The organism is Leucobacter sp. L43 (assembly GCF_016597785.1).
GTDB classification, from domain to species: domain Bacteria; phylum Actinomycetota; class Actinomycetes; order Actinomycetales; family Microbacteriaceae; genus Leucobacter; species Leucobacter alluvii.
Window position 1 is genome coordinate 724,463 of sequence record NZ_JAENJG010000001.1, and the last position, 22,603, is coordinate 747,065.

General features: G+C 68.1%; 24 protein-coding genes. 7 read left to right on the forward strand and 17 right to left on the reverse strand.

The window, feature by feature from the left end:
• Positions 1-95: 95 nt before the first annotated feature.
• The 3 genes from JE033_RS03330 to JE033_RS03340 are packed head-to-tail and all read left to right on the forward strand — an operon-like array spanning position 96 to position 1,613.
• Positions 96-485 (forward strand): DUF1844 domain-containing protein, encoded by a 390-nt coding sequence (locus tag JE033_RS03330; RefSeq protein ID WP_200329456.1) that lies wholly within the window; start codon positions 96-98, stop codon positions 483-485.
• A gap of 11 nt (positions 486-496) precedes the next feature.
• Positions 497-1,294, forward strand: a complete 798-nt coding sequence (locus JE033_RS03335; RefSeq protein WP_200329458.1) for an AzlC family ABC transporter permease — start codon at positions 497-499, stop codon at positions 1,292-1,294.
• Positions 1,287-1,613, forward strand: a complete 327-nt coding sequence (locus tag JE033_RS03340; RefSeq protein WP_090147905.1) for a branched-chain amino acid transporter permease — start codon at positions 1,287-1,289, stop codon at positions 1,611-1,613. Before JE033_RS03335 ends, JE033_RS03340 begins: the two co-directional genes overlap by 8 nt.
• A 28-nt stretch (positions 1,614-1,641) precedes the next feature.
• Here the strand turns inward: JE033_RS03340 and JE033_RS03345 are convergent, their stop codons facing one another.
• The 6 genes from JE033_RS03345 to JE033_RS03370 all read right to left on the reverse strand — a co-directional run bounded on the left by JE033_RS03345 (position 1,642) and on the right by JE033_RS03370 (position 6,234).
• Complete coding sequence (locus JE033_RS03345; RefSeq protein ID WP_200329460.1) at positions 1,642-2,535, reverse strand: SseB family protein; 894 nt, start codon at positions 2,533-2,535, stop codon at positions 1,642-1,644.
• A gap of 19 nt (positions 2,536-2,554) precedes the next feature.
• A complete protein-coding gene (priA, locus tag JE033_RS03350) occupies positions 2,555-3,301 on the reverse strand; it encodes a bifunctional 1-(5-phosphoribosyl)-5-((5-phosphoribosylamino)methylideneamino)imidazole-4-carboxamide isomerase/phosphoribosylanthranilate isomerase PriA (RefSeq protein WP_090147899.1) in 747 nt (248 codons plus the stop codon).
• Between the two features lie 96 nt (positions 3,302-3,397).
• Positions 3,398-4,048 carry an imidazole glycerol phosphate synthase subunit HisH gene (gene hisH / locus JE033_RS03355; RefSeq protein ID WP_090147896.1) on the reverse strand — a complete coding sequence of 217 codons (651 nt, stop codon included), beginning with the start codon at positions 4,046-4,048 and terminating at the stop codon, positions 3,398-3,400.
• Positions 4,045-4,653 carry an imidazoleglycerol-phosphate dehydratase HisB gene (hisB, locus tag JE033_RS03360; protein WP_200329462.1) on the reverse strand — a complete coding sequence of 203 codons (609 nt, stop codon included), beginning with the start codon at positions 4,651-4,653 and terminating at the stop codon, positions 4,045-4,047. Before hisB ends, hisH begins: the two co-directional genes overlap by 4 nt.
• A 51-nt stretch (positions 4,654-4,704) precedes the next feature.
• Complete coding sequence (locus tag JE033_RS03365) at positions 4,705-5,787, reverse strand: histidinol-phosphate transaminase (RefSeq protein ID WP_200329463.1); 1,083 nt, start codon at positions 5,785-5,787, stop codon at positions 4,705-4,707.
• A 42-nt stretch (positions 5,788-5,829) separates the two neighbouring features.
• Positions 5,830-6,234 (reverse strand): LysM peptidoglycan-binding domain-containing protein, encoded by a 405-nt coding sequence (locus JE033_RS03370; RefSeq protein WP_090147888.1) that lies wholly within the window; start codon positions 6,232-6,234, stop codon positions 5,830-5,832.
• 242 nt (positions 6,235-6,476) lie between these two features.
• On the opposite strand from JE033_RS03370, the gene lexA reads away from it, so the two are divergent.
• The 3 genes from lexA (at position 6,477) to lipA (ending at position 9,043) form a co-directional block, all read left to right on the forward strand.
• Complete coding sequence (lexA, locus tag JE033_RS03375; RefSeq protein ID WP_370567934.1) at positions 6,477-7,163, forward strand: transcriptional repressor LexA; 687 nt, start codon at positions 6,477-6,479, stop codon at positions 7,161-7,163.
• A gap of 129 nt (positions 7,164-7,292) precedes the next feature.
• Positions 7,293-7,973 carry a lipoyl(octanoyl) transferase LipB gene (gene lipB, locus JE033_RS03380; protein ID WP_234037083.1) on the forward strand — a complete coding sequence of 227 codons (681 nt, stop codon included), beginning with the start codon at positions 7,293-7,295 and terminating at the stop codon, positions 7,971-7,973.
• A complete protein-coding gene (lipA, locus tag JE033_RS03385; RefSeq protein WP_200329464.1) occupies positions 7,970-9,043 on the forward strand; it encodes a lipoyl synthase in 1,074 nt (357 codons plus the stop codon). The genes lipB and lipA overlap by 4 nt, the downstream gene beginning before the upstream one ends.
• A gap of 10 nt (positions 9,044-9,053) precedes the next feature.
• Here the strand turns inward: lipA and JE033_RS03390 are convergent, their stop codons facing one another.
• The 4 genes from JE033_RS03390 to hflX form a co-directional block, all read right to left on the reverse strand.
• Positions 9,054-9,959: a methylenetetrahydrofolate reductase gene (locus JE033_RS03390; protein ID WP_200329465.1), complete on the reverse strand. Its 906-nt coding sequence runs from the start codon at positions 9,957-9,959 to the stop codon at positions 9,054-9,056.
• The gene (locus JE033_RS03395; protein ID WP_234037084.1) at positions 9,956-11,272 is read right to left on the reverse strand and encodes a hypothetical protein; all 1,317 of its coding nucleotides are present in this window, start codon (positions 11,270-11,272) and stop codon (positions 9,956-9,958) included. The genes JE033_RS03390 and JE033_RS03395 overlap by 4 nt, the downstream gene beginning before the upstream one ends.
• Positions 11,269-13,590 carry a 5-methyltetrahydropteroyltriglutamate--homocysteine S-methyltransferase gene (metE, locus tag JE033_RS03400; RefSeq protein WP_200329466.1) on the reverse strand — a complete coding sequence of 774 codons (2,322 nt, stop codon included), beginning with the start codon at positions 13,588-13,590 and terminating at the stop codon, positions 11,269-11,271. Before metE ends, JE033_RS03395 begins: the two co-directional genes overlap by 4 nt.
• 128 nt (positions 13,591-13,718) lie before the next feature.
• Positions 13,719-15,296, reverse strand: a complete 1,578-nt coding sequence (hflX, locus tag JE033_RS03405) for a GTPase HflX (RefSeq protein WP_176698305.1) — start codon at positions 15,294-15,296, stop codon at positions 13,719-13,721.
• Positions 15,297-15,402: 106 nt separating this feature from the next.
• Here hflX and JE033_RS03410 point away from each other — a divergent pair, with 106 nt between their 5' ends.
• Complete coding sequence (locus tag JE033_RS03410; protein WP_200329467.1) at positions 15,403-16,020, forward strand: methyltransferase; 618 nt, start codon at positions 15,403-15,405, stop codon at positions 16,018-16,020.
• Between the two features lie 16 nt (positions 16,021-16,036).
• Here JE033_RS03410 and dapF read toward each other — a convergent pair whose 3' ends face one another.
• The 7 genes from dapF to JE033_RS03445 all read right to left on the reverse strand — a co-directional run bounded on the left by dapF (position 16,037) and on the right by JE033_RS03445 (position 22,525).
• The gene (gene dapF, locus JE033_RS03415; protein WP_200329468.1) at positions 16,037-16,918 is read right to left on the reverse strand and encodes a diaminopimelate epimerase; all 882 of its coding nucleotides are present in this window, start codon (positions 16,916-16,918) and stop codon (positions 16,037-16,039) included.
• A gap of 9 nt (positions 16,919-16,927) precedes the next feature.
• Positions 16,928-17,905, reverse strand: coding sequence for a tRNA (adenosine(37)-N6)-dimethylallyltransferase MiaA (gene miaA / locus JE033_RS03420; RefSeq protein ID WP_200329470.1), 978 nt, complete (start codon positions 17,903-17,905; stop codon positions 16,928-16,930).
• The gene (gene miaB, locus JE033_RS03425) at positions 17,902-19,464 is read right to left on the reverse strand and encodes a tRNA (N6-isopentenyl adenosine(37)-C2)-methylthiotransferase MiaB (RefSeq protein ID WP_200329472.1); all 1,563 of its coding nucleotides are present in this window, start codon (positions 19,462-19,464) and stop codon (positions 17,902-17,904) included. Before miaB ends, miaA begins: the two co-directional genes overlap by 4 nt.
• Positions 19,465-19,569: 105 nt before the next feature.
• Positions 19,570-20,310 carry a regulatory protein RecX gene (locus JE033_RS03430; protein ID WP_200329474.1) on the reverse strand — a complete coding sequence of 247 codons (741 nt, stop codon included), beginning with the start codon at positions 20,308-20,310 and terminating at the stop codon, positions 19,570-19,572.
• A gap of 166 nt (positions 20,311-20,476) precedes the next feature.
• A complete protein-coding gene (gene recA, locus JE033_RS03435) occupies positions 20,477-21,601 on the reverse strand; it encodes a recombinase RecA (RefSeq protein ID WP_200329476.1) in 1,125 nt (374 codons plus the stop codon).
• 277 nt (positions 21,602-21,878) lie between these two features.
• Positions 21,879-22,100 carry a DUF3046 domain-containing protein gene (locus tag JE033_RS03440; protein ID WP_090147858.1) on the reverse strand — a complete coding sequence of 74 codons (222 nt, stop codon included), beginning with the start codon at positions 22,098-22,100 and terminating at the stop codon, positions 21,879-21,881.
• 104 nt (positions 22,101-22,204) lie between these two features.
• Positions 22,205-22,525: a helix-turn-helix domain-containing protein gene (locus JE033_RS03445; protein WP_010156636.1), complete on the reverse strand. Its 321-nt coding sequence runs from the start codon at positions 22,523-22,525 to the stop codon at positions 22,205-22,207.
• Between the last annotated feature and the right edge of the window lie 78 nt (positions 22,526-22,603).

Genomic DNA, 22,603 nt, shown 5'->3' on the forward strand with positions numbered 1-22,603 from the left:
TGCCGGGTGGGAGAATCTCCACTTCCGTGATCTCGGCAGAACACCGAGAACCGGATCAATCGTAGCACACCTACCGCAGCAGCAGACAGGACGTCATGAGCGAGCACACCGCCGACCAGCCCACCACCCCCGCCGCAGCAGCGGATTCCAGCGGAGACGACATCTCGCAGGCGACGCGGGACATCGCCGACGTCGCCGCCGTCGAGGTCATCACCACCGCCGCCGTGCACCTGCTGAGCGCTGCCGCGGTCAAGGTCGGACTCGCCGACGACCCCGAGACGCAGATCGACCTCGACGAGGCGCGCAAGCTGATCAACGCCCTCGCCGGCCTCATCACGGCGGGCGCTCCGGAGGTGAGCGACATGCATGCGCGCAGTCTGCGTGACGGGCTGCGCTCCGTGCAGCTCGCGTTCCGCGAGGCTTCGGTGATTCCTGATCCGATCGGCAAGGGACCGGGCGAGAAGTACACGGGTCCCGTGAACTGAGAGGATCCGCAGTGCCCCGCCCTCCCTCGGACGCCGCCGCAGCGCGAGCTCCCCGGCCGCCCAGGCGCGCCGAGATCGCTGCCGGCCTCGGCGACTCCTTGGGCGTCGGCATCGGAATACTGCCGCTCGGGGTCGCTCTCGGCGTCCTCGTGGTCCAGGCGGGACTCCCGTGGTGGCTCGCACCGGCGCTGTCGATCGGCATCTTCGCCGGTTCCGTAGAGCTGCTGCTCGTCAGCCTCATCGCTGCAGCGACACCGCTGGTCACCATCGCGATCACCGTGTTCGCGGTGAACTTCAGACACGTCTTCTACGCGTTCTCATTTCCGGTGTCGCGAGTGAGGCGCGGTCTGCCTCGCGCGTACTCGGTGTACGCGATGATCGATGAGGCTTACGCAACATACGTGCTCATGGACGAGAACCGGCTGACCTCCGCGCGCATGGTCGCCGGGCAGCTCGCGATGCAGACCTACTGGGTCGTCGGCGGGCTCATCGGCGTCGCCCTCGCCACGGCGCTTCCAGAGCCGATCGAGGGATTCGAGTTCGCGCTCGTCGCCCTCTTCGTCGTGATGACGCTCGACGCCGTGCGCACCCGCCGGGAGGTGCCGTCAGCGTTGCTCGCAGCCCTCGCAGCGGCGATCGCGATCGTGACCGTTCCCGAGAGTGCGCTGCTCGCCGCGCTCCTCGTCTTCACTGCGCTGCTCGCGGGCCGGTATGCGGTCACGAGAGCCCGGAGGAAGTCCGTCGGGAGCGATGGGGACGGGCTCCCCGGCACGGACGACCCGACGGGAACGGCGGAGGAACATGCCTGATCTCGGGTACTTGATCGCAGCGGTCGCCGTCGGCGCCGTCATCACCATCGCCCTGCGCGCCCTGCCGTTCGCGATCCTGAAACCGCTGCGCCGCTCGAAGTTCGTGACCGCTCTCGGCCGATGGATGCCCGCCGGCATCCTCTTCATTCTCGCGGTCGTCATCCTGCGCGATGAACTGGCGGCGCGCCCGAGCCACTGGTGGGCCGTGCTCGTCGCCACGGCGGTGACGATCGTGGTGCATCTCGTCGGGCGGCGGCGGGCCGTACTCAGCGTCGCCGCCGGCACCGCTTGCTACATCGTGCTTCTCAATCTCGTGTGACGACGGGCGCTGCGGGCGCTCCCCGCGGCTACTCGCCCGCGACGGGTCTCAGCGTCAAGGAGTCGACGCGATCCGCCACGACCTCCGATGCTGCGATTCGGGCCTGCAGCGCTTCGAGCACCTCGCGTCGCGCGCCGGCGGCGCCTTCCGCGACCCGCACGAGCACCGTGACCTCCGGCTGGAGCAGGCGACTCTCGAGTTCTCCGGGAACGAGCCAGAGCTCTGCGATGCGCGGGTCGGCGGCACCGAGTCCTCTGAACTCCTCCTGCACTGCGGCGTCCGCCCACGCCGGGATCACGCGCCTTCCCAGGGCGAGGGCCTCGAGCGCGGTGCGACGCACTCCGAATTCACGCTCAGGGGTCCCCGGATCGATGATGATGAGCTCTGTCCCGTCTTGAGCCGCGGCCAAGGCGGTCTGCGCGCCGGGGACAGGAATCGGTCGCGCCTCCGGGTTCCAGCGGTTCAGCGTTGCAACGGAACTGAAGATCGGCAGTGCCTTCCTGCCGTCTGGAGCGGCGACCGCGACGATCGACAGTTCCTGCGATTTCTCGACCGTTCGCCCATCTGGAGTCTGTCCGACATCGCCCGCCTCTGCGAGCATCGGCACGAGAAACCGTTCGGTCGCGAACCCCGCGATCACATCCGCCTGCGCGTCAGCGACCACGCGCACGGCGTCCCAGTAATCGGCCGAAGCTGCAGCGCTCCGCGCCGCAGCGGCAGCGTCGCGCACAGCGGTCACGAGGGCGATGTGCGTGGGCGATGCGCTTCCGTCATCGCCGGAGAAAGCCGTGTCGTGATGGTCGAACGTGCGCCCTGCCCAGGGGAATCCCGCCGAGTCGGAGGCGCCGCCGCCGACGAGACTGTCCGGAACTCCGGTGCTGCGGGGCGAATCGCCGGTAGAGGGAAGCTTCTTGATCGCCATGAGTCGCGGGATGTCCGCTCTAGCGCCCTGCGACGTCGAGAGCAGCGGGCAAGGAGAAGGCTCCGTCGTAGAGCGCCTTCCCGACGATCGCGCCTTCCAGACCGTCGTCGACGAGCTCTCGGAGCGCGGCGAGGTCGTCGAGGCTCGACACGCCGCCCGAGGCGACGACCGGGCGGTTCGTCCTGGCGCACACCCGCGCGAGCAACTCGATGTTCGGTCCGCGCAGGGTCCCGTCCTTGGTGACATCCGTCACGACGTACCGGGAGCAGCCCGCCTCCTCGAGACGGTCGAGCACCTCCCACAGGTTGCCGCCCTCTTCCGTCCAGCCGCGCGCAGCGAGCGTCTCTCCGCGCACGTCCAACCCCACGGCGACTCGCTCGCCGAAACGCGCGATCACCGCCTCAGTCCACTCCGGGTTCTCGAGCGCCGCAGTGCCGAGATTGACGCGCGTGGCTCCCATCTCAAGGGCGGCTTCGAGCGACTCGTCGTCTCGTATGCCCCCTGAGAATTCGATCTTCACATCGCCTGAGCGCTTGATGATCTTGCGCGCGACCGCCACGTTGCTCCCCCGGCCGAAGGCCGCGTCGAGGTCGACGAGGTGGATCCATTCCGCGCCCTGATCGATCCAGTCGAGTGCGGCGTCCACGGGATCGCCGTAGTTCGTCTCGGTTCCGGCCTCACCCTGGGTGAGCCGCACCGCCTTGCCGTCGACCATGTCGATCGCCGGAAGCAGTTCCAGCTTCGGGCGTTCGGCGAGTTCAGTCATGGGGGGCTTCTCCTTCTCGGGTGTGCGCGGTCGGGCCGCACCAGCTGCGGCCCGAGCGAGTGGGGATCCGGCCGCGTGAGGCCGGTCTCGATGGACTTACAGAGTGTCGATCCAGTTGCGCAGCAGCCGGATGCCAGCGTCCCCCGACTTCTCCGGGTGGAACTGCGTCGCACTCAGCGGACCGTTCTCCACCGCTGCGATGAACCGCTCGCCGTGCTCGGCCCAGGTGACCAGGGGGCGGGTGGCCGGGGTGCGCCCTTCGATGGACCATTCAGTCGCGGCATTGCTGTGCACGAAGTAGAAGCGCTCGGCTTCGAGACCGGCGAAGAGTCTCGATCCCTGAGGCACGTCGACGGTGTTCCACCCCATGTGCGGGAGCACTGGCGCGTTGATCTGACGCACGGTTCCCGGCCACTGACCGAGTCCCTCGGTTTCGATTCCGCGCTCGATGCCGTGCGAGAACATGACCTGCTCCCCGACGCAGATTCCGAGTACCGGGAGGCCTCCTGCGAGCCGACGGTCGATGAGCTCGTCTCCGCGGACGGCGCGCAGCTGTCGCATCACGGCGTCGAACGCACCGACCCCGGGGACCAGGAGTCCGTCTGCTGCCATGACGGCGCCCGGGTCGCGCGTCAGCTCGACGTCGGCTCCCGCGTGGACGAGCGCCTTCACCGCCGAGTGCACATTGCCAGACCCGTAGTCGAGCACCGCCACCGTCTTGCGCGGCGCGTCGGAGGGAGCGCTCACAGCGCGCCCTTCGTCGAGGGCACACCCGAGACGAGCGGATCGAGCGACTTCGCCTCGCGGAAAGCTCGGGCGAATGCCTTGAACTCGGCCTCTGCGATGTGGTGCGGGTCACGGCCGGCACGCAACTCGAGATGCACGGTCAGCCGTGCGTTCAGCGTCAGGGCCTCGAAGAAGTGCCGCACCATCGAACCCGTGAAGTGACCGCCGATGAGATGGAACTCGAACCCGGCAGGCTCTCCCGAGTGCACGAGGTACGGCCGACCGGAGATGTCGACGACCGCCTGTGCGAGCGCCTCATCCAGTGGCACCAGTGCGTCGCCGTAACGCGAGATCCCGGCTTTATCGCCGAGCGCTTCGAGAATGGCCTGGCCCAGCAGAATCCCGGTGTCTTCGACGGTGTGGTGGACATCGATGTGCACATCGCCGACCGCGTTCACCGTCAGATCTGTGAGCGAGTGGCGGGCGAACGCCGTGAGCATGTGATCGAAGAACGGAACCCCGGTCTCGATCTGCGAAGACCCCGAGCCTTCGAGATCGACGCTGACACTGATCTGCGACTCGCTCGTGGATCGCTCGAGCGAGGCGGTGCGCGGTGCTGCAGTCATGGTTGTCAGTCTATCTGCGTTCCCCAGGAACCGACGGTACGCCGGGATCGATCAGGCGCCGCCCGGCCCGAGTGCCGTGATCGCCTCGATCACCGCACTCGTCTCGGCCTTCGTGCCTGCGGTGATGCGCAGGTGGCCTGGAATGCTGAGATTGCGGATGAGGATGCCACGTGCGCGCAGCGCTTCGAACGTGGCCGACGGGTCGGTGAACCCGCCGACGAGCAGAAAGTTGGCTCCCGACGGGTGCACGACGTATCCGAGGGCGGTGAGGGCGTCCGCGAGACGATCGCGTTGCGCACTGATGTCGGCCACCGTGGCGAGCATCGCGTCGGCGTGACGAATCGCAGCGGTCGCGGCCGCCTGGGTGAGCGCTGACAGGTGATACGGCAGGCGCACGAGCCGCAGGGCGTCGACCACTGCCGCGTCGGCGGCGAGGTATCCGAGACGCACGCCCGCGAACGCGAACGCTTTGCTCATGGTCCGCGATACGAGGAGCCTGTGGCGTCCGGGGAGCAGTGACACCGCGCTCTCACGCTCGGTGTCGAACTCGTGATACGCCTCGTCGACGACGAGCATGCCGTCGAACGCATCGTAAGCGGCGAGGATCACCTCACGATCGAGCGACGTGCCCGTCGGATTGTTCGGACCGCAGAGGATCGCGACGTCCGGCTGGTGCTCGCGCAGCGCTTCGGCGACGCCCTCCGGCGTGAGCGCGTAATCTGCGGGACGCTCGACAGCGATCCATTCGGTATCGGTTCCGGAGGCGAGCAGCGGGTACATCGAATACGTCGGCGTGAAGCTCAGCAGTGACCGCCCCGGACCGGCGAATGCCTGCAGCACCTGCTGCAGCACCTCGTTCGATCCGTTCGCCGCCCAGAGCTGTTCCACGCTGAGGCCGTGGCCGAGGTACCCCGCGAGGGAGCTCCGAAGCTCCGTGAACTCGCGGTCAGGGTATCGGTTCACACCGGTTACCGCTCGAGCGAGTGACTGAACGATGTCGATGGCGACGTGCTCGGGAATGGGATGCGTGTTCTCGTTGACGTTCAGGCTCACCGCTACCGCGTCTTGCGGGGCGCCGTAGGGCTCCTGGCCGACGAGATTGTCACGAAGAGGGAGGTCGCTCAAGCTAGTCACCCGACCAGTCTAAAGCCGGTGAGCCCCTCGACGATCAGTCGGTCAGGCCCCGAGTTCGTCGCCCGACACCACGCGCGGATGATCTGAGTACCGCAGCGGAACGGCGATCGCATCACCCGCCTGCAGCGATGAACCGTCCAGCTGGTTCAACTGCACAATCTCAGTGATGACATCGCGAGGGTCGGCCGTCGGGTCGAGATCAGTCGCCAGCGACCAGAGCGAGCTGCCCGGCTGCACCACGACGTAATCGAACTGCTCGCCGTTCGGCCCCTCAGCCGCGGCCATCGCCTCCGGAGCCGCGAGTGCCGCCATGAGAGCGAGAAGACCGGCGACGAGCACCGTGGCGAATCCACCGAACACGATGCGCCCGCGCCGGGTCAGGCGGAGCGAGCCCGAAGCTTCGGTCGACTCTCGTGATTCCCGGCCCAGAACAGCAGATGCGCTCATGATGACTTCTCCTTAGTCTTGCGATGACGCGGGCGTGGAGCCCATGCGAACATCTGTTTCGAATATATATTCGATGAATCGAAACCGCAAGCGTCTTTTCGAAGATACGTTTCGCTCTTTTTCCGCGACACTCGAACATATGTTTGTCGGTCTTCGAATGCTGCGGCTAGGGTTTCGGTCAACGGGATCACTGAATCAGCACCCACCGACATTCATGGATCGCGCCCCATCCGCATCGCCCCCTGGGGCCAGAAAGGACAGCGATGAGCGACGCAGCCGCGCCCCGATCCACGAAGCCGCTGAGCGAGAAGCAGCAGGCGATCCTCGAGTGCATCGCGCGCTCAGTGGAGAGCCGGGGGTATCCGCCGAGCATGCGAGAGATCGGCGACGCGGTGGGGCTCTCCTCGCTCTCGAGCGTCACGCATCAGCTCAGCAGGCTCGAGCTGGGCGGCTACATCCGCCGCGACCCCAACCGGCCGAGAGCCCTGGAGATCCTGGTCGAGCTCGCCTCGACCTCGTCGGCGATCGACGACGCACCCGCGCAGCGCCCCGAAGAAGCGGCGTACGTTCCGCTCGTCGGTCAGATCGCGGCCGGCGTACCGATCACTGCGGAGCAGCAGGTCGAGGAGATCGTGCCGCTCCCCCGCGCTCTCGTCGGCGACGGACAGCTCTTCATGCTGCGCGTCGTCGGCGATTCGATGATCGACGCAGCGATCTGCGATGGGGATTTCGTGGTGATCCGGCAGCAGCGCGAAGCCGAGAACGGAGACATCGTCGCAGCGATGCTCGATGGAGAGGCAACGGTGAAGGTGTTCCGCCGCCGAGACGGGCACACCTGGCTCCTGCCTCGCAACAGCGCGTTCGAGCCGATCCTGGGCGATCACGCGGAAGTACTCGGGCGCGTGGTCGCGGTCTTCCGCTCGGTCTGATCGCAGGGCGCGGCGTCGCCGCGGCGCAGCACCGCTGGACACCGACGCGCGAGTGCTGGCACCCCACCCGCAGCCCTTCGCTCGCTGCGCCGGTTGCTTTGTTGAACCGAGTCCATCTACAGTGATCGCATGGCCACTGCGTCGATGCCGATTCCATCCGCCCGTTCTCGAACGCCGATGCTCTCGCTCGGATTCCACCCTGATTGCGTGCCGTACGAGCGCGCACTCGAGCTCCAGGCCGAGGCGGTCGACCGCATCGAGCAGGGCGTCGACCGCGGCACGGTCCTCTTGCTCGAGCACCCGCCGGTGTACACCGCCGGTCGCCGCGCCGAGCCGGATGAGTACCCGTCGGACGGCAGTCCCGTCGTCGTCGTCGACCGGGGCGGACGAGTCACCTGGCACGGTCCGGGCCAACTGGTGTGCTATCCGGTCGTCCGGCTGCGGTCCGGCGCCGGCGTCGTCGACTTCGTACGCGCCCTCGAGACGGCGATCATCGACACCGTGGCCGCATTCGGCGTATCGGGCACACGCGTGGAAGGCCGCTCGGGAGTATGGGTGACCCATCCTGATCGTCCGCCGACGAAACTCGCACAGATCGGCTTGCGCGCCCGCGCCGGCATCATCACCCATGGAATTGCGATCAACTGCTGCAACGACCTCGAGCCGTTCTCCCGGATCGTGCCATGCGGGATTCCAGACGCCGGCGTGACCACGCTGAGCGCACTCGCCGGTCGGAGAATCCCGCCCGAGATCGTGGCACCCGACCTCCAGGTGCACCTCGCCCATGTGATCGCGGAGTTCACCGCATGAGCGCGCGTCGCCTGCCTTCGACCGGCACACGCCCCGAGCCTGAGGGCCGACCGCTCCTCCGCGTCGAGGCCCGCAACGCCGAGACTCCGATCGAGCGGAAACCGGAGTGGATCAAGACGCGCGCCCGGCTCGGCCCGGAGTACCGCCAGGTGCGCGACCTGGTCGCAGGCGAAGGGCTCCACACGGTCTGCCAGGAGGCCGGCTGCCCCAACGTCTTCGAGTGTTGGGAGGATCGCGAAGCAACGTTTCTCATCGGGGGTTCGATCTGCACCCGGAGGTGCGACTTCTGCATGATCACAAGCGGAAAGCCGCTCCCGCTCGACCGCGACGAGCCGCGCCGGGTCGCAGAATCGGTGCGCACCATGGGCCTGAGGTACGCCACCATCACCGGCGTGACACGCGATGACCTGCCCGACACCGGCGCTTGGCTCTTCGCTGAGACCATTCGGCAGGTGCGCGCCATGAATCCCGGCGCCGGCGTCGAGGTGCTCGTCGACGATCTCGGCGGCCGGCCTGAGGATCTCGAGCAGGTGTTCGAGGCGGCTCCGCAGGTGTTCGCCCACAATCTCGAAACCGTGCCCCGCATCTTCCGCCGCATTCGGCCCGGCTTCCGATACGAACGCTCACTGGGGGTCATCACGAGGGCGCACCATGCGGGAATGGTGACCAAATCGAACCTCATCCTCGGAATGGGCGAAACGCGTGCGGAGATCTCCGAGACGATGACCGAACTCAGAGCCGCAGGGTGCGAGATCCTCACCCTGACCCAGTACCTCCGCCCCTCGGCACGGCATCACCCGATCGCTCGTTGGGTGCCGCCAGAGGAATTCGTCGACCTGCACGACGAAGCGGAGTCGCTCGGCTTCTCCGGCGTGCTTGCCGGCCCGCTCGTGAGGTCCTCGTACCGCGCTGGTCGCCTCTGGGCGCGAACGATGGTGGCGTCCGGCAGAACCGTGCCCGCGGCACTGCTGCACCTCGCGGAGCGCACCGCGGGCTCGTATCCTCAAGCACTTGCGGGCCTGCCGCCCACCGAGACAGGGACTGGACCGGGCGGCGCTCGATCCGCGTGACGGTGAGGGCCTAGTCGACCGGGTTCGGAGTCAGCAGACCCAGCTCTCGGAGCACGGCGAGCACCTGCTCGTGCCGATTGAACGTGTAGAGATGCACGGACGGGGCCCCTCCCGCGAGCAGCTCTCGCGCCAAGGCGACGGTGTGCTCGACGCCGAGTTCGGGTGCGTAGCCGCCCTCTGCGTCCAGTTCACGCGCGAGTTCGATCGGGGCCGGCTGCCCGGCGAGCGATGCGACCTTGCGCAGCTGCGCACTCGTCGCGACGGGCATGAGGCCGGGAAGCACGGGAATGCGAAGTCCAGCCGCGCGTGCGTCCTCGACGAACGACAGGTAATCGTCTGCGCGGAAGAAGAGTTGCGTGATCGCGAGATCAGCACCGCTCTCCTGCTTCGCGACGAGCCAATCGATATCCTCTGCCCGTGAGCGGGAGAGCGGGTGGCCGTTCGGGTAGGCCGCGACCGCGGTACGACCGACGCTGGTCAGCGCCGGTCGCTCCGCTCGGGCCTCTGAGATCAACCGCACGAGTTCGAGCGAGCTCAACGACTCCGAGACCTCCGCGTCGCTCTCCGTCAACCCGCGCGGTGGATCCCCGCGCAGCGCCAGGAAGTCGTGCACTCCCGCATCCATGATCGCGTGTATCGCAGCGCTCACCGCCTCGCGCTGCTCCCCCACCGTCGTGAGGTGGGCGAGCGGCAGCGCACTCGTGTGATCGCGCAAGTAGGTCACGAGGTCGAGCGACGCATCACGGTTCGACCCGTTCGCCCCGTACGTCACCGAGATGAAATCGGGATCCGCGGCGGAGAGGTGCTGCACGGCGTGACCGAGCGCGAGCGCAGCCGCTCCTGAACGCGCGGGAAACACTTCGAACGAGAATCGCGCGCGAGCTGCGCCACGACTCGGAAGCAGGAACGAGTTCACCGGCGCCCCTCCTGCCGCTCCACGCCAGGTCCGGCGTCTGCGGAACGGTGCACGGGACGCGCGGCCGCAACGCCGGTGCGACCGAATCCGGCATACGACGCCGGAGCAGATTCGGCGCCGGAGAACTCCTGCTGCGCGAGCTCGGTGCCGCGCACTCGCGCCGCGATCTTGGCGAACGCGACCTCACGGGCGAAGTCAGGCGTGCCGTGCTTGGGCTTCTCATCGATGAGATACGGCGAGAACCCGCAGTCATCGGTCGAGCCGAGCAACTCGGCGGGAATGAAGCGGGACGCCCGCACCAGCTGGTCGCGCACCTCGGCTGCCGTCTCGAGTTTCGGATTCATCGGATCGGTGACGCCGATGAGAACCCGCGGCGCCGTCCCCGCCGCGCGCGAGCGCTGCCGCAGCTGACGGCCGACCAGGCGCGCCACGCGATCAGGATCCTTCTCGCTCGCAGCCTGGATGAGGAAGTACCCCGCTTCGATCTGGAACAGTTCGGGGATGAGAGCGGCGTAGTCGACGTCGGCGCTATGGGCGGAATCGTGATCGTTGCCCGGGCAGGTGTGCACGCCCACGGCCCCGCGCTGTTCGGGAGTGAGGTCGGCGAGCACTCGGTTGATGAGATCGATGAAGCCTCCGAGCGCTTCCGGTCCCGCCCACGGGGCACGCAGATCCCGTCGCAGGGCGAGTCTCCCCTCCGTGAAGTCGATGGTGATGCGCGACGCGCCCGCGGCGAAGCTCCGACGGATGTCTTCGACGCAGCCGCTGACCACGTCTTCGAGGAACTGTTCCCGCGAGTACTCGCCGAGACCGTCGGGCGGCACCATCAACGACAGCATCGACGGTGAGATCACCGCTTGCTTCAGCGGCAGGTGCGTCAGGGGCCGCGCCGCGGCGACGTCGTCCGCGGCCCAGGATCGGAACCGGAACGGGCCGCGCGCGAGACTGGGGATCACGCGATGATGCCCGTCGGCGAACACCGCGAACACCGGGCCTGCCCTCACGTCGCCGTCGTCGAACGACGTGCCGAGCGGGTAACTGGCGAAACTCTGACGGCGCTGCTCGCCGTCGCCCACGAGGGGCGAACCGGTCTCCGCGAAGCGGTCGAGGGTATCGCGCACCGCGCGGTCCTGTTCGCGCAGCAGTTCCTCGGAATCGATCAGCCCGGTTTCGGCGTCGAGCACCGCCCGCTGCAGGCTCGCCGGTCGCGGCAGGCTTCCCACCGCTTCCGTCGGAAGCTCGTCGGCGATCCAGCCAGAGGTGGGAGCGACGTGCCGCGCTGCCTCCGCCTCGATCCCGCCCGACGCGCTCACGCGCCCGCGCGCACCGCGCGAGCCGCGTGAACCAGGTTCGTCAGGCTCGCCACGGTCTCTTCGTAACCGCGCGTCTTCAGCCCGCAGTCCGGGTTCACCCAGAGCTGCTCGCCGGGAATGCGCGCGGCCGCGATACGGATCAGCTCCTGCTGCTCAGCGACGCTCGGCACCCGCGGCGAGTGGATGTCGTAGACGCCGGGCCCGATCCCGCGAGAGTACCCGTGCTCCCCCAGCGGCTCCACGACGTCCATCCGGCTGCGAGCCGCCTCGATGCTCGTGACGTCGGCGTCGAGCCCGTCGACCGCGTCGATGATCTCCCCGAACTCCGAATAGCAGAGGTGAGTGTGGATCTGCACATCGGCCGCGGCTCCACTCGTCGCGAGACGGAACGCTCCCACCGACCAGTCGAGATACGCCGCCTGACGGTCCGCATCGAGCGGCAGCAGCTCGCGCAGTGCCGGCTCATCGACCTGCACGATGCGGATCCCGGCATCGACTAGATCGTCGATCTCGTCGCGCAGCGCGAGCGCCACCTGCGACGCCGTGTCCGCGAGGGGCTGATCATCGCGCACGAAGGACCATGCGAGGATCGTGACGGGACCCGTGAGCATGCCCTTGACCGGTCGGTCGGTGAGCGACTGCGCGTACGCCGACCAGGAGACCGTCATCGGCGCCGGCCGGGATACATCGCCCCACAGGATGGACGGGCGCGTGGCGCGCGTGCCGTACGACTGCACCCAGCCGTGCTCCGTGACTGCGAACCCGTCGAGCAGCTCCGCGAAGTACTGCACCATGTCATTGCGCTCGGCCTCGCCGTGCACGAGAACGTCGAGACCGATCTCCTCCTGCAAGCGGATCACGCGTGCGATCTCATCGCGCAAGAAGCCGTCGTACTCCTCCTGGCCGATCTCCCCCCTGCCGAACGCGGCTCGAGCCTTGCGGATCTCGACCGTCTGCGGGAACGACCCGATGGTGGTGGTCGCGAGCTCGGGAATGCCGAGCCCCTGCTGCGCAGCGCGGCGCTCACCCTCGTGATCGCGCTCGCGATCCGCGACGGTGACGGCATCGACGCGGCCCCGTACCCCATCGACCCGTACACCTGAGGCCTGCGCTCGCGCAGCGAGGATCGCGTCGACCGATGCGAGCTCCGCTTCGATCGCCGCGCCCCCGTCGGCGAGCCCCCGAGCGAGAATGACGACCTGCTCGATCTTCTGGTCTGCGAAGGCGAGCCAGGAGGCGAGTCCGGCGTCGAGCCGGGTCTCATCGCGCACGTCGTGCGGCACGTGCTGCAGGCTGTTCGACGTGCCGGCGACGACGTCGATGCCGGCTCGCTGGAGCCGCTCCAGTGCGCCGAATGCTGCGCGTAGATCCGTCTTCCAGATGTTGCGCCCATCGACGACACCCGCGACGAGCTGCGTCTCGGCGAACGCGGACGTGAGCGCACCCGATGCGAGGTCGGCTTCTGGCAGGCTGCCGCGCACGAGGTCTGCGTGCACGGCCTCGACCGGGAGCGACCCGAGTCGCGCGAGCGCGTCCGCCGCGTCGCCGTAGGGCGCCGTGAGCAGGATGCTCGGTCGTGCGGCGGCGCCGCCCAGGATCGAGTACGCCCGCTCCACGAGCGCGATCGTCTCGGATCGGGGCACCGGAAGAGAATCCGACACGAGCGCGGGTTCGTCGAGCTGCACCCAGCCGGCGCCCGCCTCGTTCAGCGCCGCGAGCAGTTCGGCATAGACCCCGACGACCTCGTCGAGACGATCGATCGGGCGGAAGCCTTCGCCGGCGCCGTCAGAAGCCTTCGCGAGCAGCAGATAGGTGACGGGGCCGACGATCACCGGGCGCGACTCGATGCCCTGCTCCGCAGCCTCCGCCAGCTGCGCGACGAGCTGCGCCGGGTTCGCCGCGAGAGGGGTGGTCTCATCGATCTCGGGAACGCTGTAGTGGTAGTTCGTGTCGAACCACTTCGTCATCTCGAGCGGCTGATGGTCTCGGTCACCCCGCGCGAGCGCGAAGTACGTGATGAGGTCGCTGCCCGCGATATCGGCGAATCGCTGAGGAATCGCGCCGAGGGCGAGGGTCGCGTCGAGCACCTGATCGTAGAAGCTGAAGCTCTCCGGTACTGCGCCGCCCTCGGCCGGGAGCCCCAGCTCGACGAGGCGTGCGCGCGTCGCGGCGCGCAGTTCGCCTGCCGTCTCCTGGAGCGCCGCTTCGTCGGTGTGCCCCTTCCAGAAGGACTCGATCGCCCGCTTCAGCTCGCGGCGGCGTCCGAGCCGGGGGTATCCGAGGATCGTCGCGGTGGGCAGGTGCGTCGTTGCGGTCATAGCCGTCCTTTTCGTGGGAACTCAAGGATCACAGCTGCTGCTGCTCCCCGTGGAACTCCCCCAAGGTATCCAGCTGACGCCCGAACGACGAGCGATGTTGCTCCCTGTTACCCGAACCCAAGGTGGGCTTATGGAACGTATTGCTCCAGCTTCGACGCCATTTCCGCGGTCACGTACGCGCGCACTCGCGTGCCCGTCTCGACGTACTCCGTCTCGAGCACCCGATTGCGCTCGTGCAATTCGGCCACGAGCTCCCCGCGATCGTAGGGAACCACGACGGTGATCTCGCGTTCCGGCACCGGCAGCGCAGCATCGATGCGCCGCTTGAGCTCTTCGATGCCCTCGCCGGTGCGCGCAGACACGAATACCGCATCGGGAACGAGGCCGTGCAGCACGAGCCGCTGCGATTCGTCGAGCAAGTCGGCCTTGTTGAAGGCGACGAGTTCGGTGATGTCTTGCGCGTCGACCTCGGAGATCACGTCTCGCACGGTGCGCAGCTGCGCCTCAGGGTCGGGGTGCGAACCGTCGACGACGTGCAGGATCACCGAGGCCTCGCCGACCTCCTCGAACGTGGAGCGGAACGCCTCGACGAGCTGGTGCGGCAGGTTGCGCACGAAGCCGACCGTGTCGGCGTACGTGAAGCGGCGGCCGTCATCCGTCTCGCCATGCCTGATGGCGGTGTCGAGCGTCGCGAACAGCTGATTCTGCACGAGTTCCTGCGTGCCGGTCAACCGGTTCAGCAGACTCGATTTGCCCGCGTTCGTGTACCCGGCGATCGCGACCGACGGCACCTCGCCGCGCTTGCGATTCGCGCGCTTCGCCTCTCGCGCCGGAGCGAAGCCGGCGATCTGCTTGCGCAGCTTCGACATGCGGGTGTGGATCTTGCGTCGATCGAGCTCCATCTTGGTCTCGCCGGGGCCTCGCGACCCCATCCCAGCCCCTGCGGATCCCACCTGGCCGCCCGCCTGGCGCGACATCGACTCGCCCCACCCGCGCAATCGCGGCAGCAGGTACTGGAGCTGGGCGAGCTCGACCTGGGCCTTGCCCTCGCGGCTCTTCGCGTGCTGGCTGAAGATGTCGAGGATGACGGCCGTGCGGTCGATCACCTTCACCTTCACGACGTCCTCGAGCGCGCGGCGCTGACTCGGGGCCAGTTCGGTGTCGGCGATCACGGTATCGGCCCCCACGGCCGCCACCAGCTCGGCGAGCTCTTGCGCTTTGCCCTTGCCGAGGTATGTCGCAGGGTCGGGGTGCGCGCGGCGCTGGAGCAGCCCGTCGAGCACGCGGGCGCCCGCCGTCTCGGCGAGCGCCGAGAGTTCGCGGAGCGAGTTCTCCGCGTCTTCCGCAGTCCGCTGGGAGTACACGCCGATCAGCACGACGTTCTCGAGCCGCAGCTGACGGTACTCGACTTCGGTCACGTCCTCGAGCTCCGTGGAGAGCCCGACGACGCGCTTGAGGGACGCGCGGTCCTCGCGCTCCATCCGGATCGCGTCGAAGCCCCCCTCGAGACGATCGTGGTCGGCGTCGCCGAGCGCCTGCGCTCCGCTGGTGAGGTCGCGGATCACGGTGGCCGATCCGGCTCCGGCCGCGCGCGCGAGCACGCGGTCGAGGGGATCAGCGTGCGCAGCGGCTCCGGTCGCCGGGGCGTCGCTCACGACGGCGTTCTCGTCTGCGAGCACTGCATCATCTGCGTTACGTTTCATCATCTGGCTTCCAGTGTACGTGGGGTGCGCCCGGGCGCGTCGGCCGTTCGCCCTGGGCGCAGTGCGCGCTCGGAATCGCCGTCGGCGTCGGCCTGGGATACTGGGAGGCGTGACCCAGCACTACTTCTCCGAATCCCCCGACGGCGAACTGCGACCCCGCGAGATCGAGGTCGCGCTCGGGGGCGCACCTCGCACGGTCGTGACGGCCGGAGGGGTCTTCAGCCCGGAGCAGCTGGACCGCGGCACTGCGATCCTGCTGCGAGAGCTCCCCGAACGCGACGCGCTCGGCGCCGTTTCTTCCGGTCCGCTCCTCGACCTGGGGTGCGGCTGGGGCGCGATCGCGCTCGACGCCGCTCTCGACCAGCCGGAGCGCGAGGTCTGGGCCATCGATGTGAACGAGCGCTCGCGCGAGCTGACGCGCATGAATGCGGATCGCCTCGGCCTCCGCCATCTTCGGGTTGCCTCCCCCGATGAGGTGCCCGAGGACGTGCGTTTCGGGGAGATCCGCTCGAACCCCCCGATCCGCGTCGGGAAAGAGTCGCTGCACGGGATCCTGCGCCAATGGCTCCCGCGGTTGGCCGACGGGGGCGTCGCGCACCTGGTGGTGGCGAAGCACCTCGGCGCCGACTCCCTGCAACGCTGGATCGCGTCGGAGTTCACCGACCTCGACGTCGATCGCCCTGCGCGCGACAAGGGGTTCCACATCATCCGCGCGCGGCGCGCGTAGGCGATCCTGCGCCGGATCAGGCGCCGGGGAGTTCGATCTCGCCCGAGTACACGAGCTCAGCGGGTCCGTTGAGCGAAACGTGCTCGCCCTCCTCCGTCGGGAACATGCGCACCGCGAGGCGCCCGCCGGGAACATCGACTCTCCAATGGTTCGGCATCCCCTCGCCGCCCCAGTGGCGGAAGGCGAGCGCGGCAGCAGCCGTGCCCGTGCCGCACGACAGCGTCTCCCCCGAACCGCGCTCGTGCACGCGCATGCGGATGCGAGCGACTCCGTCTTTGATGAGCGGGTCCTCCGGAACGACGAACTCGACGTTCGCCCCGCCCTCGGCGACCGGTTCGAGGGCGGGCTCCCGATGCAGGTCGAGCCCGTCGAGCTCCGCCGGATCCGCCAGAGCCGCCACGACGTGCGGATTGCCGAGGTCGATCCCGAGCCCCGGGCGCGCGACGTCGAGACCCTGCGCTGCGACGAGGCGCTCGCCGGCGAGTCGCCAGCGCCCCAGGTCGACCGTGTAGCCGGCGACGCCCGCGAGCACATCCTTCACCCCGGCGCGCGTGCCGATCGGCAGCGTGTCGCGCCGCTCGGGCGAGACGAGCCCCTGGGTGATCAGGTAGTGCGCGTATACGCGCGCGCCGTTGCCGCACATCTCGGCGGGGGTTCCGTCGGCGTTCCAGTAGTCCATGAACCACTCGGCGTCGGGCTCCTCCGCGAGGCACGCGGCCCCCTCTGGGATGGATCGCGAACGCACCGCACGGATCACGCCGTCGGCGCCGACGCCGAACCGGCGGTCGCAGAGGAAGCGGATCTGCTCGGGAGTCAGGGTGCGCTCACCGTCGGGGTCGGAGAACAGCACGAAGTCGTTGCCGGTGCCATGGCCCTTGGAGAACGCGAGCGTCGTCATACGCCCAGTTTACGCGGGCATCTCCCCGGGATTCAGCCATTCGACCTCGGCGTACCGTTTGAACCAGCTCACCTGTCGCCGAGCGTATCGACGGGTCAGCACCCGCGTCTCCTCAATCGCCTCGACCTGCGTGAGGCGACCGTCGAGATGCCCGAGCGCCTGCGCGTAGCCGATCGCGCGGGACGCTGTCGGGCCGTCGCCGATCCCCTCCGGTATCAGGGCGCGCACCTCGTCGAGGAGACCGGCGCTCCACATCTGCTCGACACGTCGATCGAGTCGCTGCACCAGAGTGGTGCGGTCGACCTGCACGCCGAGGATGCGGGTTCCGCCGGTCTCATCGCCCTGCCAGAGCCGGGGCTCCGTCGGCAGCGTCACCTGCGCGTCGCCCCCCAGAAGCGCCACCTCGAGTGCACGCACGACCCGCCGGGGATTGCGTGCGTCGACGGCCACGGCGGTCTGGGCGTCCAGGGCGCGCAACCGTTCGAGCAGCGCGTCGACGCCGTCGCGTTCCGCTGCTGCTTCGAGCTCTGCGCGGAGCGCGTCGTCGCGCGGGGGGAATTGGAAGTCGAACAGCACGCTCGATACGTAGAGACCGGATCCCCCGACCAGGATCGCGTCGGCGTCTCGCGCGTGAATCCGCCGGATCGCGGCTCGCGCCTCGGCCTGGTACCACGCGACGGTGGCCTCCTCCCTCGGTGCGAGCACGTCGAAGAGGTGGTGCGGTACTCCTCGGCGCTCGCGCTCCGGCACTTTGGCCGTGCCGATGTCCATGCCCCGGTACACCTGCATGGCGTCGGCGTTCACGATCTCAGCCGCGCGTCCGCTTTCGGCCAACCGCTGCGCGAGATCGAGCGACAGCTCTGATTTGCCGGTGCCCGTCGCTCCGACGACGGCCCAGAGCCTCGGGGGGCGCTGCTCGAGCGTTGACGTGCGTGCGCGGGCGGTCGCGCGCTCGCGCTGGGCCGGGGTTCCGCGGTCAGCGGTCATCGGGGCCGGATCGCCGGGAGTCCGAGACTCACGACGCGCGGCGCGGTGTCCGCTGCTGCTGGGGTTGCCGGCACGCCGCAGCTCTCGGCCTGCCTTCGGTCCCATGCGTCACCGGCTCTCGTGCGTCGCACTGCGAAGAGGGGCGCACGGTCGAGGGCGAGCGCCGAGTCGGCGATGAGGAAGTGCGGGGCGGCAGCGGTGACGGCGACCGTGACGACGTCGCCGGGCCGAGGCTCGGCACCGCCTTCTGGCACGGCGAAGTGCACCAGCCGATTGTCCTCGCTGCGTCCGGAGAACCGCCGCGTGGCGGCATCCTTCTTCCCCTCGCCCGCTGAGACGAGCACTTCGACCGTACGCCCGATCTGCGCCTGGTTCTCTTCCAGTGAGATGCGCTCCTGCAGCGCTTGGAGGCGCTCGTAGCGCTCTTGCACGACTGCCTTCGGCAGCTGACCATCCATCTCGGCCGCCGGCGTGCCGGGCCGGATGGAGTACTGGAATGTGAATGCGCTCGCGAATCTCGACTCCTCGACGACGCGAAGCGTGTCTTCGAAGTCTGCGTCGGTCTCACCCGGGAACCCGACGATGATGTCGGTCGTGATCGCGGCGTTCGGGATGCGCTCGCGCACGGCGTCGAGGATGCCGAGGAACTTCTTCGACCGGTACGAACGGCGCATCGCCTTCAGCACGGCGTCGGAACCGGACTGCAGCGGCATGTGCAGCACGGGCATGACGTTCGTCGTCTCTGCCATTGCAGCGATGACGTCTTCGGTGAACGCCGCCGGGTGCGGGCTCGTGAAGCGCACGCGCTCGAGCCCCTCCACTCCTCCCATGGCGCGCAGCAGTTTGCCGAACGCCTGACGGTCGCCGAACTCGACGCCGTATGTGTTGACGTTCTGCCCGAGGAGCGTGACTTCGATCGCGCCGTCGTCGACGAGCGCCTGCACTTCGGCGAGGATGTCGCCCGGGCGACGGTCCTTCTCCTTGCCGCGGAGGGACGGCACGATGCAGAAGGTGCAGGTGTTGTTGCAGCCGACCGAAATGGAGACCCAGCCGCTGGAAGCGGAATCGCGTTTCGTGGGCAGGGTCGACGGGAAGACTTCGAGCGATTCGAGGATCTCGATCTGAGCTTCAGCGTTGTGTCTGGCCCGTTCGAGGAGGGCCGGGAGCGACCCCATGTTGTGCGTGCCGAATACGACGTCGACCCAGGGCGCCTTCTCGACGATGGCGCCCTGGTCCTTCTGCGCGAGGCAGCCGCCGACGGCGATCTGCATTCCGTCTCGCTCTCGTTTCACACCGGCGAGGTATCCGAGGTTGCCGTAGAGCTTGTTCGCGGCGTTCTCGCGCACGGCGCACGTGTTGATGACGATGACGTCAGCAGACTCCGGCGCCTCCGCTGCGATGTAGCCGGCGGCTTCCAATGAGCCGGAGAGCCGTTCCGAATCGTGCACGTTCATCTGACATCCGAGTGTGCGGATGGAGTAGCTGCGCGGCGTCCCGTCGTGCCGCATCGCAGCGGGCGAGAGCGCGATCTCAGTGGGTTCGACAGCAGTGAGACTCATGAATTCAGTCTATCGATGAGCGCCGTGAGCAACGCGCGATGGTGCGCGGCGCCACCGCGTTTGCGCGTCACGCGCCGCGGCGGCCCTCGCGCTGCAACGCTTCCACTACTGGAATCGCACGCCGGAACCGCCGCGGGGCCCTCGGGGACCCTTGGCCGCCCCGTCGAGGGCGTCTTTCACTGCACGAGTGGCGGGCTCGCCCGACCAACCGCGGCGGGCGAGGAAGCCGAGCAGCCGGCGTTCCGCCACATGGCGTTCGAGCCCGCCGAGCTTCGCCGCGCGCTCCCGCGCGGTCTGCCGCAGCAGCTCGAACTCTTCATCGGAGTCGAGTTCGCCGAGGGCGGCTTCGATCACGTCGTCGGGGAGCTTGCGCGACCTCAGCTTCACTCGGATCTGCGACCGACTCGCCCGTTTCGACTCGCGGAGCTTCTCCGTCAGTGCACGCGCGAGACCGAGGTCGTCGAGGTACAGCCCGGCGGTGAACTCCTCGATGACCCCTTCGATGTCGTCGGCTCCGTGGTCGAGCCGCGCGAGCTCCTCTCGGAGTTCACCGCTCGAGCGGGCTCGACGCGCGAGCAGACGCACACCGTCTTCGTGCACCGAGCGCTCAGCCGCCGCCGCATCGTCTTCGGTCGCAGCAGCGTCCTCCGCTGCAGCATCCGGTGCTCGGGTCTCGGCCTGCTCGACGACGTCGCTCCCAGCGCGGGAGCCGGAAGCGTGGTCGGCGAAGTTCGCATGCACGACCGGACGCACACGGCTATCGATCACTGAGGCGATGCCGGAGTCGATGAGCCTCGCCAACTCCTCGCGCGTCGCTTCACGCGGTTCGCCTTCGACAGGGTTCACGCCATCGCGATCGTTCGCTTCAGTGCGTTCGTCACTCCCTGAATCGGCGCCCGGACCGCGGCGACCCAATTGAGAGCGGAGCTGGATGACCTCGGCCAGGTCGCCCCGGTCCTCCGACCGCGACGCAGAACCTTCTTCGGGCGGAGGGAGGAACCGGACGGCCATATCAGGCGCTCGCGCGCTTCTCGGGCTCGACCGCAGTCGCTGTCTTGGTCGCAGGCACCGCAGCCTTCGCTGCCGCACCAGATTTCGCCGGTGCAGTCTCGGCGGCCCCTTCGGGCTCCGCTTCCTTCCGACCGTTGACGCCGAGCTTCGTCAGAATCTTCTCTTCGATCTCGAGCGCCACATCCGGATGATTGATCAGGAATCGGCGGGCATTCTCCATGCCCTGGCCGAGCTGGTCGCCGTCGTAGGTGAACCAGGCGCCGCTCTTCTTGATCAGTCCCTGCTCCACGCCGTAATCGATGAGCGACCCCTCGCGCGAGATGCCGATGCCGTAGAGGATGTCGAACTCCGCCTGCTTGAAGGGCGGCGCCATCTTGTTCTTGACGACCTTCACACGGGTCCGGTTTCCGACCGCGTCGGTGCCGTCCTTCAACGTCTGAATGCGACGGATGTCGAGTCGCACTGACGCGTAGAACTTCAACGCCTTTCCACCGGAGGTCGTCTCCGGGCTCCCGAAGAAGACCCCGATCTTCTCACGCAGCTGGTTGATGAAGATGGCGGTCGTCTTGGTGGAGTTCAGGCTCCCCGTGATCTTGCGCAACGCCTGAGACATGAGGCGCGCCTGGAGTCCGACGTGGCTGTCGCCCATCTCTCCTTCGATCTCCGCCTTCGGCACCAGCGCCGCAACGGAATCGATGACGACGAGATCGACGGAGCCGGAACGAATCAGCATGTCGGCGATCTCCAGAGCCTGCTCACCCGTGTCGGGCTGGGCGACGAGCAACGCGTCGATGTCGACACCCAGCTTCTGCGCATAATCGGGATCGAGCGCGTGCTCGGCGTCGACGAAGGCGGCGATACCGCCGGCGCGCTGCGCATTCGCGATCGCGTGCAGCGTGAGCGTCGTCTTCCCCGAGGATTCCGGGCCGTAGATCTCGATGATGCGACCACGGGGAAGGCCACCGATGCCCAGCGCGACGTCCAACGCGACGGAGCCGGTCGGAATCACTTCGACGGGAGCGCGCTCCTGGCTGCCCATGCGCATGATCGCGCCCTTGCCGAAGTTCCGGTCGATCTGCGCGAGTGCGGCTTCGAGTGCCTTTTCGCGGTCTTTCGGTGCTGCCATGGTCTTGCTCCTCATCACGTGCGCGGCGTGCCGCTGGGTGTGCTGCCTGCATACTGTCTCGACCCCGGCCGGGGCAGACAAGGCATCGGTGGTCGTGCACTGTTCACCCTAGAATCAGCCTCCGACATTCATGGCCGGAGGTACTGAACTGTGGATGGATCGATCGCTGCACCACCTGTAGACGAAGATAACACCATTCGAACACAGTTTCGAATATCGTCGCGGCGTGTTCGCGCAGATCCCCTCGTGCGCGGCGCGGCCGAGGGGCCTGCTCCCGTCAGTCGCGCGGGTCGGGAAGACCGCGGCCGTGACGCCGAGCGACCGGCACCCCGAGATCGACGCAGAGCGCCTCCCAGACCTGGCGCGGCGCCACACCGCGCTCGATGGCGTCATTCGCCGTACCGGCCAGAGGCGCGAGCCAGTGATCGCGCAGGAGCACAGGCGCGTAATCCTCACCGAACTCCGAGACGCATGCGCGCCGAAACTCACTCAACCGCATCGCTCATACTCATTTCGTATCATCGCCGACAGAACGGCGAAGCGCCCGAACCGGAACCGGTCGGGCGCTGTCATGCCGATCAAACGGCGCAAGTCGGGAGACGCTTACGAGACCAGCTCGGGCGTGAACCCCGACACCAGTTCCGCCGGGACCGTGTCCGGAACCCGATGAGCCATCGGAAGCGACAGGCCTTCGACGACCGACAGACGCTCGCTCACTTCGCCCATGATGACCGAGAGCGGAGTGTCCAGTGCGTCAGCGACTGCTGCGAGGATCTCACTCGATGCTTCCTTCTGGCCGCGCTCGACCTCGCTCAGGTACCCGAGCGCAACGCTCGCCTCCCCGGCGACCTGCCGCAGCGTGCGACCCTTCTGCAACCGGAAGTCACGCAGTACATCGCCGATCTCTTGACGCATGAGCACCATGTGAACCCTCCTCCACGTGCACAACCCGAGTCGTGCTTTCCACCATACCCGCTCGTCGACAGGGTGTCGCTGCGGGAA